The organism is Rhodococcus quanlei (genome assembly GCF_055231015.1).
This window is the reverse complement of the sequence record NZ_JBUYWD010000020.1, coordinates 44,266-58,494: the sequence shown is the minus strand read 5'-3', so window position 1 is coordinate 58,494 and position 14,229 is coordinate 44,266. Positions and strand designations below refer to the sequence as shown.

General features: G+C 64.1%; 18 protein-coding genes and 1 other RNA gene. 16 read left to right on the top strand and 3 right to left on the bottom strand.

What is annotated here, in order from left to right:
- Positions 1 to 53: 53 nt before the first annotated feature.
- Complete coding sequence (locus ACZI8Q_RS15045; protein WP_463374394.1) at positions 54 to 923, bottom strand: sigma-70 family RNA polymerase sigma factor; 870 nt, start codon at positions 921 to 923, stop codon at positions 54 to 56.
- A gap of 85 nt (positions 924 to 1,008) precedes the next feature.
- On the opposite strand from ACZI8Q_RS15045, the gene ACZI8Q_RS15040 reads away from it, so the two are divergent.
- From ACZI8Q_RS15040 to ACZI8Q_RS15030, 3 genes are all read left to right on the top strand, one after another.
- Entirely contained in the window at positions 1,009 to 1,179 is a 171-nt protein-coding gene (locus ACZI8Q_RS15040) for a hypothetical protein (protein WP_463374354.1), read from the top strand.
- Between the two features lie 38 nt (positions 1,180 to 1,217).
- Positions 1,218 to 1,547, top strand: a complete 330-nt coding sequence (locus tag ACZI8Q_RS15035; protein WP_463374393.1) for a DoxX family protein — start codon at positions 1,218 to 1,220, stop codon at positions 1,545 to 1,547.
- Positions 1,548 to 1,689: 142 nt separating this feature from the next.
- Entirely contained in the window at positions 1,690 to 2,058 is a 369-nt protein-coding gene (locus ACZI8Q_RS15030; RefSeq protein ID WP_463374353.1) for a DUF1304 domain-containing protein, read from the top strand.
- Between the two features lie 34 nt (positions 2,059 to 2,092).
- On the opposite strand, the gene hisN is transcribed toward ACZI8Q_RS15030, so the two are convergent.
- Positions 2,093 to 2,875 carry a histidinol-phosphatase gene (gene hisN, locus ACZI8Q_RS15025; protein WP_463374352.1) on the bottom strand — a complete coding sequence of 261 codons (783 nt, stop codon included), beginning with the start codon at positions 2,873 to 2,875 and terminating at the stop codon, positions 2,093 to 2,095.
- A 93-nt stretch (positions 2,876 to 2,968) separates the two neighbouring features.
- Between hisN and prfB the strand changes: the two genes are divergently transcribed.
- From prfB to ACZI8Q_RS15000, 5 genes are all read left to right on the top strand, one after another.
- Positions 2,969 to 4,075 (top strand): peptide chain release factor 2, encoded by a 1,107-nt coding sequence (gene prfB, locus ACZI8Q_RS15020; RefSeq protein ID WP_463374351.1) that lies wholly within the window; start codon positions 2,969 to 2,971, stop codon positions 4,073 to 4,075.
- A gap of 48 nt (positions 4,076 to 4,123) precedes the next feature.
- Positions 4,124 to 4,813 (top strand): cell division ATP-binding protein FtsE, encoded by a 690-nt coding sequence (gene ftsE, locus ACZI8Q_RS15015; RefSeq protein WP_463374350.1) that lies wholly within the window; start codon positions 4,124 to 4,126, stop codon positions 4,811 to 4,813.
- Positions 4,814 to 4,891: 78 nt separating this feature from the next.
- Positions 4,892 to 5,797: a permease-like cell division protein FtsX gene (gene ftsX, locus ACZI8Q_RS15010; protein ID WP_463374349.1), complete on the top strand. Its 906-nt coding sequence runs from the start codon at positions 4,892 to 4,894 to the stop codon at positions 5,795 to 5,797.
- Positions 5,798 to 5,882: 85 nt separating this feature from the next.
- The gene (gene smpB / locus ACZI8Q_RS15005; protein ID WP_463374348.1) at positions 5,883 to 6,356 is read left to right on the top strand and encodes an SsrA-binding protein SmpB; all 474 of its coding nucleotides are present in this window, start codon (positions 5,883 to 5,885) and stop codon (positions 6,354 to 6,356) included.
- Complete coding sequence (locus ACZI8Q_RS15000) at positions 6,353 to 7,219, top strand: EamA family transporter (RefSeq protein ID WP_463374392.1); 867 nt, start codon at positions 6,353 to 6,355, stop codon at positions 7,217 to 7,219. The genes smpB and ACZI8Q_RS15000 overlap by 4 nt, the downstream gene beginning before the upstream one ends.
- Before the next feature lie 3 nt (positions 7,220 to 7,222).
- On the opposite strand, the gene ACZI8Q_RS14995 is transcribed toward ACZI8Q_RS15000, so the two are convergent.
- On the bottom strand, positions 7,223 to 7,774 hold the full coding sequence (locus ACZI8Q_RS14995; RefSeq protein ID WP_463374347.1) for a helix-turn-helix domain-containing protein: 552 nt from the start codon (positions 7,772 to 7,774) through the stop codon (positions 7,223 to 7,225).
- Positions 7,775 to 7,839: 65 nt separating this feature from the next.
- Here ACZI8Q_RS14995 and ACZI8Q_RS14990 point away from each other — a divergent pair, with 65 nt between their 5' ends.
- The 8 genes from ACZI8Q_RS14990 (at position 7,840) to ACZI8Q_RS14955 (ending at position 14,222) form a co-directional block, all read left to right on the top strand.
- Positions 7,840 to 8,793: an NAD(P)/FAD-dependent oxidoreductase gene (locus ACZI8Q_RS14990; protein WP_463374346.1), complete on the top strand. Its 954-nt coding sequence runs from the start codon at positions 7,840 to 7,842 to the stop codon at positions 8,791 to 8,793.
- 56 nt (positions 8,794 to 8,849) lie between these two features.
- Positions 8,850 to 9,222, top strand: a transfer-messenger RNA (tmRNA) gene (gene ssrA, locus ACZI8Q_RS14985).
- Positions 9,223 to 9,279: 57 nt separating this feature from the next.
- Positions 9,280 to 9,642 (top strand): fluoride efflux transporter FluC, encoded by a 363-nt coding sequence (locus ACZI8Q_RS14980; RefSeq protein ID WP_463374345.1) that lies wholly within the window; start codon positions 9,280 to 9,282, stop codon positions 9,640 to 9,642.
- Positions 9,639 to 9,983, top strand: a complete 345-nt coding sequence (gene crcB, locus ACZI8Q_RS14975; RefSeq protein ID WP_463374344.1) for a fluoride efflux transporter CrcB — start codon at positions 9,639 to 9,641, stop codon at positions 9,981 to 9,983. The genes ACZI8Q_RS14980 and crcB overlap by 4 nt, the downstream gene beginning before the upstream one ends.
- A gap of 69 nt (positions 9,984 to 10,052) precedes the next feature.
- Positions 10,053 to 11,684 (top strand): phosphoglucomutase (alpha-D-glucose-1,6-bisphosphate-dependent), encoded by a 1,632-nt coding sequence (gene pgm, locus ACZI8Q_RS14970; RefSeq protein ID WP_463374343.1) that lies wholly within the window; start codon positions 10,053 to 10,055, stop codon positions 11,682 to 11,684.
- Positions 11,685 to 11,720: 36 nt separating this feature from the next.
- On the top strand, positions 11,721 to 12,923 hold the full coding sequence (locus tag ACZI8Q_RS14965) for an MFS transporter (protein WP_463374342.1): 1,203 nt from the start codon (positions 11,721 to 11,723) through the stop codon (positions 12,921 to 12,923).
- 27 nt (positions 12,924 to 12,950) lie between these two features.
- Positions 12,951 to 13,439, top strand: a complete 489-nt coding sequence (locus tag ACZI8Q_RS14960; protein WP_463374341.1) for a MauE/DoxX family redox-associated membrane protein — start codon at positions 12,951 to 12,953, stop codon at positions 13,437 to 13,439.
- A gap of 45 nt (positions 13,440 to 13,484) precedes the next feature.
- Positions 13,485 to 14,222, top strand: a complete 738-nt coding sequence (locus ACZI8Q_RS14955) for a DsbA family protein (protein WP_463374340.1) — start codon at positions 13,485 to 13,487, stop codon at positions 14,220 to 14,222.
- Positions 14,223 to 14,229 lie beyond the last annotated feature (7 nt).

Here is a 14,229-nt window from a genome sequence, read left to right as displayed (position 1 = left end):
CGAGGTCCGCTTCGCATCCTCCATTTGGGCCTTGTATTCAAATGCGTGCCGTGCTAGAGGCGATAGGTGGTGGACCGTGGACTTACCTCGTCGGCCAGCGTCAGGCGAGTAATCTCGATCCGGGTGATCTTGTCGCCTGCGAACGTGAAGGTTATGGCCGCCAGTGGGTGACCGCCAGGGGCTATCACGGCTGCGGTGGCGCCGTTGACGAGCATGAGGATGCTCGCGTGGATCCGGTCGGTGAAGTAGCGGGTCTCTTCTGCCACGGCGTGGTTCCCGACGACTTCGACGGCGCCTCCCTCTGGGAGCAGTGTTGGGTCGGCGGTTCGGACGACGTCGGGCGCCATCAGCGCGATGGCCGTGTCGATGCGCCCGCCACGAGCAGCGGCGAGGAAAGCGTCGACGATCCGCCAGTGCCCCGATGTCTGTGCGGACTCTGGCGCGGATGCTGGATCCATGCCTTCGAGGCGTTGTCGCGCACGGCTGGCCAACTTCTTCGCGTTCGTCGGCGCGGTGCTCAGTACGTCGGCGATCTCGCCGAACGGCACACCGAAGAGGTCGTGCAGCACGTAGGCGACCCGTTGTGCCGGGGTGAGCTTGTCGAGCAGCACCATCAGTGCCCGGGAGACCTCGTCGCGGCGCAGGAATTCCTCGTCCGCGGCAAGCTGAGTGCCGGGAAGCATGTCGGCGAAGATGGGCACCTCGCCGCGTCGTTCACGCGATCGCAATTGGTCGAGACACAGACGTGCGGTCACTGTCGTGAACCACGCAGCGGGCGTCTGGATTTGCGTCTGGTTCGCCGCCTGAGCACGCATCCAGGCCGTCTGGACGGCGTCCTCTGCGTCCTCGAGAGACCCGAGGATTCGGTGGGCCAGGGAAAGAAGTTTCGGGCGTGTGGCCTCGAACTCTTGGGTCAGTTCCACGGAGGTGGTCACCTTTCGTGCGTGCCGGACGTCGTAATGGGTGAGGAGACCGAACAACGACAGAATCTGCACGAAGGAGACCATCATGACTGTACAGATCTTCCGATTCTCCACTGATTCCGAGCGGATAGGGGAGGTAGAGGAAGCGATCGGGCGCCTGTTTGCGGCCGTCGAGGAAGCGGCGGCCCCGGGTATCGAGTACACCGCGGCCCGCATCGGTGACGGACCCCACCTCGTTGGGAGGTATACCGCGTGAGTGACATTTTCACGACGGCCCTGGTTGCCGTCACCGTCATGTGTGTCGTCGCCAACCTCTTCATCGTCGCAGCGGACCTGGCCAAGGCCGAGTTCGTCCTGGCGAACTCGGCTGAGGTCGGACTGCGGCCCGACGTATTGCCGTACCTCGCCGCGATGAAGGGTGCAGGGGCTTTCGGATTGGTGCTCGGTCTGGCCGGAATGGCGACTGTTGGCCTCGCGGCCGCAGTCGGGCTGGTCATGTTCTATGTGGGTGCGGTTGCTGCCCACATCCGGGCGTCTGTTCTCTACAACATCGCCTTCCCTGCGTCCTACCTTGTGCTGGCTGCAGGTGCGGTCGTCTACTTCACGTCCGAGGTGACGTCCTGACCGCCTCGTTCTCTCCCCGGACCGTGTTTCGATCATCGAGGGGGACTGGAGGGGGTGTCCATGCACGAAGGTAGCCGCCAGATCAGCGTTCCCCGTTTCCCATTCCCGCGAAATCCGTTCGGCGATGTGACAGATTCGTCCTATGCCTGTGATCTCGCTGGTACTCGCAACATTCACGGCCGTTCTGCATGTCTGGATCTTCGCAATGGAGAGCATCCTGTGGACGCGCCCCGACGTGTGGTCGCGGTTCGGAGTGAAATCGCAGGCAGACGCTGACGTTTCCCGTCCACTCGCCTTCAATCAAGGCTTTTACAATCTGTTTCTTGCGGTGGGGCTGTTCGCCGGTCTGATCATGGGCGGATCGGCCGGGCATGCGATCGTCGTGTTCTGTTGCCTGACCATCGTGGGCGCAGCCCTCGTCCTGGCCTCGACGGGCAAGGGCTACCTGCGAGCGGCGTTCTTGCAGGGAATCCTCCCCGCACTCGCTATCGTTGCGGCGCTCGTCCTCTGATCCGGCGTCCATCCGTCGCGGAGCCGGTGAACGGTCAGCGCAGGCGCGCGGTCACGGCGTCGTGCAGGAGTCCGTTGGTGGCGACGGCGCTTCCACCGTGTGGACCGTTTCTGCCCTCGAGGTCGGTGAACTGTCCACCCGCCTCCCGGACGAGAATGTCGAGCGGAGCCAGGTCCCACAGTGACACCTCGGGTTCGGCGGCGATGTCGACACTGCCTTCCGCGAGCAGGCAATAGGAATAGAAGTCGCCGTACCCGCGCACGCGCCACACGTCGTCGGTCAGGTCCAGGAAACGGTCGCGGATGCCGCGGTCCTTCCATCCGGACAGACTTGAGAAGCTCAGGCTCGACGAACCGAGCTCGCCGACGGCCGACACACTCAGATTCCTCGCTTCTCCTCCACCGACGCTCGCCCACGCCCCGCTTCCCTCGGAGGCCCACCATCGGCGCGACAACGCAGGGGCGCTGACGACGCCCACGACCGGCACTCCGTGCTCGAGGAGCGCGATCAACGTCGACCACACCGGCACACCGCGAACGAAGTTCTTGGTGCCGTCGATCGGGTCGATCACCCACTGACGGCCCACGAAAGTCGGGTGCCCACCGAACTCCTCGCCGAGCACGGCGTCCCGCGGACGTTCCTTCTCGAGTATCCCGCGTGCGGTGCGTTCGACCGCCAAGTCGGCATCGGACACCGGGGTGAGATCGGGCTTGGAATCCACCTTCAGGTCCAGCGCCCCGAATCGGGCCGTGGTGAGGGCGTCGGCCTCGTCGGCGATGCGAAGTGCAAGTCGAAGGTCATCCGCGAGATCGGTCACGACGCCGGAGTTTACCTGGATACCACCGCGATCGCCGTCGACCGAGCGTGACGGGTGATGGTGGCACGAGGCCCACCCGGTAGCCTCGGATACGTGCAACCTGACGTATCCGCAGATCTGAGTGACCTCGACACCACCCTCCGCACCGTCGAATCGGTGGTGGACGTAGAGGAGTTGCGTCGACGTATCGACGAGCTCGAACACCAGGCCGCAGACCCCGATCTGTGGAACGACCAGGAACACGCGCAGAAGGTCACCAGCACGCTGTCGTACTCGCAAGCCGAGCTGCGGCGCGTCGAAGAACTGCGTCAGCGCCTCGACGATCTGCCGCTGCTGTACGAACTGGCGGAGGAGGACGAAGGCGCCGAGGCACTCGCCGAGGCAGACGAAGAGCGTGCGTCGTTGCGCACCGACATCGCGGCACAGGAAGTGAAGACCATGCTGTCGGGCGAATACGACGAGCGTGATGCGCTGGTCAACATTCGTTCCGGCGCCGGCGGCGTCGATGCTGCGGACTGGGCCGAGATGCTCATGCGCATGTACATCCGCTGGGCGGAGAAGCACGACTACGGCGTGGAGGTGTACGACACGTCATACGCGGAAGAAGCCGGCATCAAGAGCGCCACCTTCGCGATCAAGGCTCCCTACTCGTACGGCACGCTGTCGGTGGAGATGGGCACGCACCGGTTGGTGCGCATCAGTCCGTTCGACAACCAGGGCCGCCGCCAGACCTCCTTCGCCGAGGTCGAGGTTCTCCCCGTGGTCGAAACCACCGACCACATCGACGTCAACGAAAACGACGTCCGGGTCGACGTGTACCGCTCGTCCGGTCCGGGTGGTCAGTCCGTCAACACGACGGACTCGGCTGTCCGGTTGACTCACGTGCCCACGGGAATCGTCGTGACCTGTCAGAACGAGAAGTCGCAGCTACAGAACAAGGTATCGGCGATGCGGGTGTTGCAGGCGAAACTGCTCGAGCGCAAGCGTCAGGAAGAGCGCGCCGAGATGGACGCACTCAAGGGCGACGGCGGCAACTCCTGGGGTAACCAGATGCGTTCGTACGTCCTGCACCCGTACCAGATGGTGAAGGACCTGCGTACCGAGTACGAGGTCAACAACCCGTCCACCGTGCTCGACGGCGACATCGACGGGTTCCTCGAGTCGGGAATTCGTTGGCGCATGCGTGAGAATCAGGCATAACACGCGCACCGAGGTTCACCTTGCGCCGTCCGGCTAGACTGGCTCCCCGTGATCAGCGTCGAGAATGTGTCGAAGTCGTACAAGACGTCCACCAGGCCTGCGTTGGACAAGGTGAGCGTCGAGGTCGACAAGGGCGAATTCGTTTTCCTCATCGGGCCGTCCGGTTCCGGCAAGTCGACGTTCATGCGACTGCTCCTGAAGGAGGAGTCGCCCACCTCCGGTGACATTCACATCTCGAAGTTCCATGTGAACAAGCTTTCGGCTCGCCGGGTGCCCAAGCTGAGGCAGAGCATGGGCTGCGTGTTCCAGGACTTCCGGCTGCTACAGCAGAAGTCGGTGTCCGAGAACGTAGCCTTCGCGCTCGAAGTGATCGGCAAACCCCGTTCGATGATCACGCGCACCGTCCCCGAGGTCCTCGACCTCGTCGGCCTGTCGGGCAAGGCGGATCGACTGCCCAACGAACTCTCCGGCGGTGAACAGCAGCGCGTGGCCATCGCCCGCGCATTCGTGAACCGTCCGCTGGTCCTGCTGTGCGACGAGCCGACGGGAAACCTGGACCCCGACACGAGCCAGGACATCATGCTGCTACTCGAACGGATCAATCGCACCGGAACCACCGTGGTCATGGCCACGCACGACCATCACATCGTCGACTCGATGCGACGGCGGGTCGTCGAACTGGACCTCGGCCACGTGGTGCGTGACGAAGCGCGGGGTGTGTACGGCGTCGGCAGATAGCCGTTCCAGTCAGCCACCGCCCGCGAACGTCTTTGCCGCGATCGCGTACGCCCTCCCACGAAGGATTCGATTTTTCCGATGCGCGCCAGTTTCATTTTCAGCGAGGTTCTCACCGGCCTGCGCCGCAACATCACCATGACGGTCGCCATGGTCCTGACCACGGCGATTTCTCTCGGCTTGTTCGGCAGCGGTCTTCTGGTGGTGCAGATGGCCGGTAAGACACAACAGATCTTCCTCGACCGTGTGGAGGTACAGATCTTCCTCACCGACGCCATCTCGACAACCGACCCGGGCTGCGACGGTGACATCTGTAAGGGGATTCGTTCCGATCTCGACAACACTCCCGCGGTCGTATCCGTCGAGTACCTCAACCGTGAAGATGCGGTCAAGGATGCCACCGAACGTGTCTTCAAGGACCAGCCCGAACTCGCGGCACTCGTGAGTCCGGATACCTTCCCCGCTTCGTTCAAGGTGAAGTTGAGTGACCCGGAACGGTTCGGTGTCATCAACGAGCAATTCGCTGCGCGTCCCGGCGTCGAGAGCGTCCTCAATCAGCGTGAGCTGGTGGAACGGCTCTTCAGCGTCCTCAGTGGTGTCCGCAACGCGGCGTTCGCGATTGCGATCGTGCAGGCAATTGCTGCGGTCCTTCTGATCGCGAACATGGTGCAGATCGCCGCGTTCACGCGTCGTACCGAAGTAGGGATCATGCGTCTCGTGGGTGCGACCCGCTGGTACACGCAGCTTCCGTTCCTCCTCGAGGCGGTGGCGGCCGCGTTGGTCGGTGCGGGCCTCGCGATAGCTGGCCTGTTCACCGCGAAGAACATGTTCATCGACGATGTACTTGCGGACGTCTACGAAGCCAATATCGTGGCGCGCATCTCCAACAGCGATGTTCTGTTCGTGTCGCCCTGGTTGATTCTGGTGGGTGTGGGCATGGCGGCCGCCACCGCATACGTGACGCTGCGCCTGTACGTGCGGGAATAAACGGCTTGCCCGATCTCCTATGCTTCTTGGTAGCTCCACTCGGGGCACTGCACGTGATCGAAACGCGGACTGAAAGGCCCGGAACGTGAAAGAAAAGGGCCGCAAGGTCATCGCGACCAACCGCAAGGCGCGCCACAACTACGCCATCATCGACACCTACGAGGCGGGTATCGCCCTCGTCGGTACCGAGGTGAAGAGTCTGCGCGAGGGCAAAGCGTCATTGGTCGACGCCTTCGCCACCGTCGACGACGGCGAAGTGTGGCTGCGTGGGTTGCACATCCCGGAGTACACGCAGGGAACGTGGACCAATCACACTCCGCGGCGAACGCGGAAATTGTTGCTGCACAAGAGGGAGATCGAGCACCTCGTCGGCAAGACTCGCGAGGGCAACCAGACACTGGTGCCGTTGTCGATGTACTTCTCCGACGGCAAGGTCAAGGTGGAGTTGGCGCTCGCGAAGGGTAAGCAGGACTACGACAAGCGCCGCGATCTGGCCCGCCGCACCGCCGAGCGTGAGGTGACCGCCGAACTCGGACGACGGGTGAAGGGCATGCGCTGACGCCCGTTCTCCTCGCCCTGCTGGCCGCCATCGGCTATGGGGTCAGTGATTTCGTCGGCGGGGTCGCCTCACGGCGCGTGGCGGCGCTTCGCGTCGTGGTGGTGTCGTATCCGCTGTCGGTGTTGATCGTGCTGATGATCGCCCCGTTCGTCTCGGGTTCGCTCACCACGTCGTCGATGATCTGGGGTGCGTTGTCCGGGGTTGCCGGCGGTATGGCCGTGTGGTGGTTCTATCTCGCGCTCGCGGCGGGTCCGATGGCGGTGGTGTCACCGCTCACAGCCGTACTCGTGGCGGGGATTCCGGTGTTGATCGGTGCGGGACTCGGTGAACGACCCGGTGTGATCGCGTACCTGGGGGTCGTGGTCGCCTTGGTGGCCGTGGTGCTGGTCAGTCGCGAATCACCGGACGAGACCGTGGGGGAGATATCCGGCGGGCGCGACATGCGGTTCACGAAGAAGGTCGCGCTGCTGACCGTTGGTTCGGGTGTGGCTTTCGCCCTCGCGTTCGTCTGCCTGCACCGCATCGACGGAGAAGGCGGTCTCTGGCCGTTGGTGTTGTCGCGCGCATCCGCCACAGCCGTCGTCTGGATCGCCGCCTTGGCCGCTCGGCAATTCTCGCCGCCCCGGGGTGAGCCGTTGAAGCTGGCCGTCTACGTCAGCGTGCTCGACGTGATCGCGAATGTGGCCATGCTCTACGCGTTCCGGGACGGTCTGCTGTCGCTTGTCAGCGTGATCGGTTCTCTCTACCCAGCAGCGACGGTACTGCTCGCCATGGTGATGTTGGGAGAACGAGTGAGCCGCATTCAGCAGGCGGGAATGTTGTTGGCACTCGCGTCGGTCGGCATGATTGCGGTTGCCAGCTGAGCCTCACGTACGCAGGTGGATTCGCTCGCCCTGCTTTCCGAACAGGCTGAGCAATTCTGCCGGTTCGTCGCCCGCGGCGCCGAACCAGTGCGGATTTCTGGTGTCGAACTCGACGGCCTCGCCGGCGGCGAGGACGAGATCCTGCGACCCGAGGAGTAGGCGTACCCGCCCGGCCAGGACGTAGAACCACTCGTATCCGTCGTGCGTGCGTTGTTCGGGTACCTGATCCTGATCGGGCTCGATGATCATCTTGTACGCCTGAAGGTTTCCGGGTTGTCCTGTCAGTGGGATCGACGTCACTCGGCCGCTCTGGTGTCGCACCTGTCGAATCCGAGGATCCCGTGTCGGTTCTCGTACCAGGTCGTCGAGTGGGATGCGGTATGCCTCGGAGATGGGTAGGAGGAGTTCGAGGCTCGCCCGCCGTCTTCCTGACTCGAGGCGTGAGAGAGTGCTGACCGATATACCGGTGGTCTCCGCAAGCGCGGACAGGGTGAGATCCCGTTCGGTACGGAGCGCTTTGAGTCGGGGGCCGACCCCGGCAATAACGTCGTCCATGACCCAAGTTTGCCAAAACCGCAAACAAAGTTGCCACCATTCGCGCGATCGCGAACAGTGGGAGCATGACCCAACAGACCTGTGACGTAGCAATAGTCGGCGGCGGTGCGGCCGGACTGAACGCAGCACTCGTTCTGGCGCAGGCCAGGCGCTCGGTGATGGTGATCGATGCGGGAGAGCCGCGGAACGCGCCCGCGGGACACCTTCGCGGCTTCCTGACACGAGACGGCGCCGCGCCCACCGACCTGCTTTCGATGGGGCGGGCGGAAGTGGAGCGGTTCGGTGTCGTTGTCACCGACGGTACGGTGACCGGCGCGGCTCGCAGCGCCGATGGATTCGAACTGACCCTCGGCGACGGTCGGGCAGTGGTCGCACGCCGACTCCTCGTGGCCACCGGTATCGCCGACACATTCCCCGACATCGAGGGCTTCGCGCAACGTTGGGCCAAGGATGTTCTGCACTGCCCGTACTGCCACGGCTACGAGGTGCGCGATCAGCCCCTCGGCGTCATCGCCGAAACCGCCTTCTTCGGCGTCCACCAAGCGTTGATGCTGCGTCAGTGGACCGACGACGTCGTGCTGTTCACCCACACCGACGACAGCATCGAACCGGACGACCGCGAGAAGCTGGAAGCGATGAACGTGCGAATCGTGTCCGGCAAGGTGGCCGCGCTGGTGGTCGAGCACGACGAACTCACCGGGGTGCGGCTGGCCGACGGCACCGTCACCCCTCGGCGCGCAGTATTCGTCGGTGGCGCGATCACGCCGGTGCCGCGGGACCGAATTCTGCGGGACTTCGGTGCGGAGACGACCGACACACCGTTCGGCCCGTTCGTCGCTGTCGACGCCACGGGTGCGACGAGTGTCGCCGGTGTGTGGGCGGCCGGCAATGTCGTGGACCCGAAGTCGCAGGTCATCGTGTCGGCGTCGGCCGGATATCAGGCGGCCGTGGCGATCAATATGGACCTGATCGAGGAAGAAGTCACCCGCGCAGTGGACGCGGGCCGAATACTCGGATGAAACTGGCAGCCTCACGCGTTACACTTGGTGACCCCACGAAGTTCGTGGGGACGTACGGGGCTGAACGGTTTCGACTGCGTACGTTGAGGTAGGGGAAGCGTGTCGGTGCAGGCAAGAGACCACCGTTAAGCGTCGCTGCAACCAATTAAGCGCCGATTCCAATCAGCGCGACTACGCCCTCGCTGCCTAAGTAGCGACCGCGTGTCTGTCAGTCCGGGTTCGCCCTCGGCCCGGGTACTGGCATCAGCTAGAGGGCTTTACCTACCGACTCGGTCGCGGAGTCGGATGGGACATCCAACAGCGACTGGGATCGTCATCCTGGCTTGTTTGCGAGACCGGGAGATTCAAGTAGAGACATAGCAAACTGCACACGGAGAAGCCCTAGCTTTGCTGCGGAGGACCCGGGTTCAATTCCCGGCAGCTCCACGAGACGGGCCGGAGACCTTTCGAGGTTCCCGGCCCGTTTTCCTCTATTAGGCTGGCCCGGTGACAGGTGCGAAGCCGCTGGCCGTGGTCGTCGCCGGCGGCGCTGTGGGCGCGTCTGCCCGCTTCGGTCTGTCAGAGCTGTTCGCCGGAATATGGACGATCGCGGTCGTGAACGTGCTGGGTTCGCTGCTACTCGGGGTGGTGGTGACGTTTTTCGGGACGGACCGGCTGTGGCGGTTGTTTCTCGGCACCGGTGTCCTGGGCGGATTCACCACGTTTTCCACGTTCGCGGTCGACGCGGTGGAGTCGAGTGCGGTCGTGGCAGCTGCCTACGTCCTGGGCACTCTCGTTCCAGCACTGTTGGCTGCGCGAGCCGGTATCGCTGTCGGTGACGCGATGCACCTGCGGCGAGGTGCACGATGAACGTCGTACTCGTGGCGCTCGGCGGGGGGATCGGGGCAGGGGTCCGCTACCTGATGGGCCGGTGCATCTGTTCTCACCCCAACTTTCCACTGCCGACCTTCTTGGTGAACCTGGTGGGTTGCTTCATTCTGGGCTGGTTGTCGGGCGCGGCACTGACGCCCGCGATGTTCGCGTTGCTGGGAACCGGGTTCTGCGGCGGTCTCACCACCTACTCCACATTTGCGGTCGAGGCGGTGGCAACCGAACGAATGCGCCGACCGGCCTTCTCTGTCTTGTATGTCGCCGCCAGCCTCGTAGCCGGTCTCTTTCTCGCATGGGCAGGATTTCACCTGTCGACATGACCGTGGTGGCCGCACAGGGCAGGATAGGTGGGAAGAACAACTCCGCAGATGAACCCACCAGGAGGTTTCGTGGCGCACGAACGTGCCGGGCAGCTGGCACTACCCGCAGATCTGGTGGACGTCGCCCATCTGGTGACTGCGTACTACAGCCGTGTGCCCGACCCGGAGAATCCGTTGCACCAGGTGGCGTTCGGCACATCCGGGCACCGCGGATCGAGCCTCGACGACGCTTTCAACGAGGCCCACATTCTCGCGACCACTCAAGCAATCGTGGAGTACCGGGCATCGCAGGGCACCGACGGTCCGCTGTTTCTGGGACGTGACACCCATGCGCTGTCGGAGCCGGCCTGGGTGTCGGCGCTCGAGGTTCTGACAGCCAACGGTGTGAACGTACTGGTCGATTCGCGTGATCGGTACACGCCGACCCCGGCGGTGAGTCACGCAATTCTGCGCTACAACGGAACGGCCCCGGCGTCGCGAGCAGACGGAATCGTCGTCACACCTTCGCACAATCCGCCCCGAGACGGCGGATTCAAGTACAACCCGCCGCACGGCGGGCCCGCGGACTCCGACGCGACGACGGTCATCGCGAACCGGGCGAACGAACTACTGCGAGCGAACCTTTCCGGAGTCGAGCGCATCCCACTCGAGCGGGCCCTGGCGCGTGCCGAACGGTATGACTACCTCCGTTTCTACGTCGACGATCTCCCGAGCGTCGTGGATCTCGACGCGATTCGCAGCGAGCGCATCCGCATCGGCGCGGACCCCTTGGGAGGTGCGAGCGTCGACTACTGGGGTGCCATCGCCGAGACCCACCGACTCGACCTCGAGGTGGTGAACCCATACGTCGACGCGACGTGGCGGTTCATGACCCTGGACACCGACGGCAAGATCCGAATGGATTGTTCGTCGCCTCACGCCATGGCGTCGCTGATCGGCTCACGCGATCGCTTCGACATTGCCACCGGCAACGATGCGGACGCCGATCGGCACGGAATCGTCACCCCCGACGGCGGTCTGATGAATCCGAATCACTATCTGGCAGTGGCCATCGACTACCTCTTCACACATCGCGAAGGGTGGGGATCGGGGACCGGTGTCGGCAAGACGTTGGTCAGCTCGTCGATGATCGACCGGGTCGTCGCGGGACTCGGCCGCAGTCTGGTCGAGGTGCCGGTGGGATTCAAATGGTTCGTACCCGGACTACTCGACGGGTCCGTCGGGTTCGGCGGCGAGGAGAGCGCCGGTGCGTCCTTCCTGCGGCGCGAAGGGGGAGCCTGGACCACCGACAAGGACGGCATCATCGCCGCGTTGCTGGCCGCCGAGATCACTGCGGTGACCGGGAAGACTCCGTCCGTCCGGTACCGGAAGCTGGCTGAACAGTTCGGTGATCCCGCCTACGCGCGGATCGACGCACCCGCATCGCCCGCGCAGAAGGCGGTGCTCGCGAAGTTGTCCGCCGATCAGGTCGTCGCCACCGACCTTGCCGGTGAACCGATCACCGCGGTTCTCACCCACGCGCCTGGGAACGGGGCACCACTCGGCGGACTGAAGGTGACCACCGAGAACGCGTGGTTCGCGGCAAGGCCCTCCGGCACCGAGGACGTCTACAAGATCTACGCCGAATCGTTCCAGGGACCAGACCATCTGGCGCAGGTGCAACAGGCGGCGCAAGAGTTGGTGACCGGCGTCCTGGGATAGCGTCCGGTCACGCTCCGGCTAGCATCGGTCCCGAATATGACTACACCAACAGACAGGCTGCCCAAGGAGATCTGGGTTCTGGTCTCGGCCAGTTTCGTCATCGCTCTCGGTTTCGGCCTGGTCGCTCCTGCCCTCCCGCAATACGCACGCAGCTTCGACGTCAGTGTCACCGCTGCCACCGTCGTGATCTCGTCGTTCGCGTTCATGCGGCTGGCGTTCGCCCCCGTGAGCGGCGGCCTCGTGCAGCGGCTGGGGGAGCGGCCCGTCTACATCACGGGCTTGCTGATCGTCGCCGCATCGACGGGGGCATGTGCGGTGGCCGCGAGTTACTGGCAGCTGCTGATCTTTCGCGGACTCGGCGGGATCGGCTCGACGATGTTCACCGTCTCCGCGATGGGACTCGTCATCCGGATGGCGCCACCTGACCGTCGCGGACGAGTGTCCGGGCTCTATGCCACCAGCTTCCTGATGGGCTCGATTTCCGGTCCGCTCGTCGGCGGTTTGCTCGTCGGGTTCGGACTGCGCGTTCCGTTCGTCATCTATGCCATCGCCCTGCTGATTGCGGCGGCGGTGGTGTTCGTGAGTCTTCGGGATTCTCATCTCGCGATGCCCGAGGTCGCCGAGTCGGGTCCCACCATGACGTTGCGAGACGCCTTGGCCTATCCCGTCTATCGGGCGGTACTCGGATCGAACCTGGCATTCGGCGCTGTGATCTTCGGGGTTCGCGTGGCGATGGTGCCGCTGTTCGTCGTCGAGGCATTGGGCCGCGAGCCCGCAGTCGCGGGTGTGGCACTGACCGTGTTCGCGGTCGGCAATGCGCTGGTACTGATGGTCGCCGGCCGGCTGTCCGACACCTACGGTCGCAAGATCTTCGTCCTGTCGGGGCTGGTGGTGTGCGGAACGTCGACCATTGCCATGGGTATGACCGACAATCTGGTCGTGTTTCTCGTCGTCTCCGCGATTGCGGGGATGGGGTCGGGAATCATGAACCCGGCTCAGCAGGCAGCGGTTGCCGATGTGGTGGGCTCGAAGTCGCGCGGCGGTCCTGTGCTTGCCACCTTTCAGATGGTGGCCGACATCGGCGGCGTGCTCGGTCCGGTGGGGGCAGGTCTGTTGGCCCAATACTTCTCCTACAGCGTCGCGTTCGCCGTGACGGGCGCGGTGATGCTGGCCGCGACGATCGGGTGGCTGCTCGTGCCCAACCGCAGCGCCCCCGCTGTCACGAGTGAGGCGACCTGACACCCGACGACCGGTACTCTCGTTCAGGTGTGGATACGGATCGTCACCCTGGTCGCGCGGTTGGGGCTCGCCGCAGTGTGGCTCGTCTCGGGATGGTTGAAGGCGGCCGATCCCGCACAGACCATCGTGGCGGTGGAGGCCTACCGATTGCTGCCACACGATCTGGTGCGTCCAGTCGCCAATACCCTGCCCTTCGTCGAGATCGCTTTGGGACTGCTCCTGCTGATCGGACTGGCGGTTCGCGCCACGGCTCTGGTCTCCGGTGCCGTACTGCTCGTGCTGATCGGTGTGATCATCTCCGTCTGGGCACGGGGAATGTCGATCGACTGTGGCTGCTTCGGCGGCGGTGGCGCTGCCGATGTCGGGGCGTGGGACTACGCGGTGGAAATCGCTCGCGATGCCGGTTTCCTGGCGTTGGCCGCGTGGCTCGTCGTGTTTCCCCGATCACCGTTCTCGTTGGGGCCGCGTTCGAAGGCATCGTTCTCAGTGACTCCTCAGCCGCCAATGGCAAAGTAGCCCCCAACCCTGTCCGTTTCACCCGAATCGAAGGACTGCATACGCGTGAGTTCAAAGAGCAAATACAATCCTGCGCCCGAGTCCAGCAAGTCGACGTACATTCTCGGCGGGCTGGCAGTCCTCGTCATCGCAGTCCTCGTGATCGGTGGTGTCATCTGGCAGAGCCAGCGCAGTGAACCGCTCAACGACGGATACGGCGGGGTGAAGAACTCGGAGGTCGAGGTTCAGGCGCAGGAGAACGGCGTCGTGCTGATGGGTCTGCCCGACGCCGCGACGACGATCGATCTCTTCGAAGACCCGATGTGCCCGGCATGCCGACTGTTCGAGCAGCGATACGGGCAGCAGATCGCTCAAGCGGTCGACGAGGGCACGATCGCGGTGCGCTTTCACCTCATGAACTTCCTCGACGCGGCTTCCGCGAGTGGGGACTATTCGACCCGCGCCATCGCGGCCACCAAGTGTGTCGCCGACTCGGGTGACGCCGTCGCGTACTCCGCCTTCCATACGGCGCTGTTCGACGAGGCTAATCAGCCAAGCGAGGGTGGCAGTTCGGATCCGTCCAACGAGGATCTGGCACAGCTGGCACAGGACGCCGGTGCCTCCGACGACGTCGCGACCTGCATCGAGTCCGGTGACGGGATGGAGCAGGCCGCGGCCCATGCAGCGGCATCGAGTGACGCGCTCGCAGCTGCGGGCTCGAACTCGACGCCGAGTGTCGTCCACAACGGCACCGTGATCGATGCGTTCGGTGATGCCGACTGGATCGCGAACCTGCAGCCCTGATGTCGTC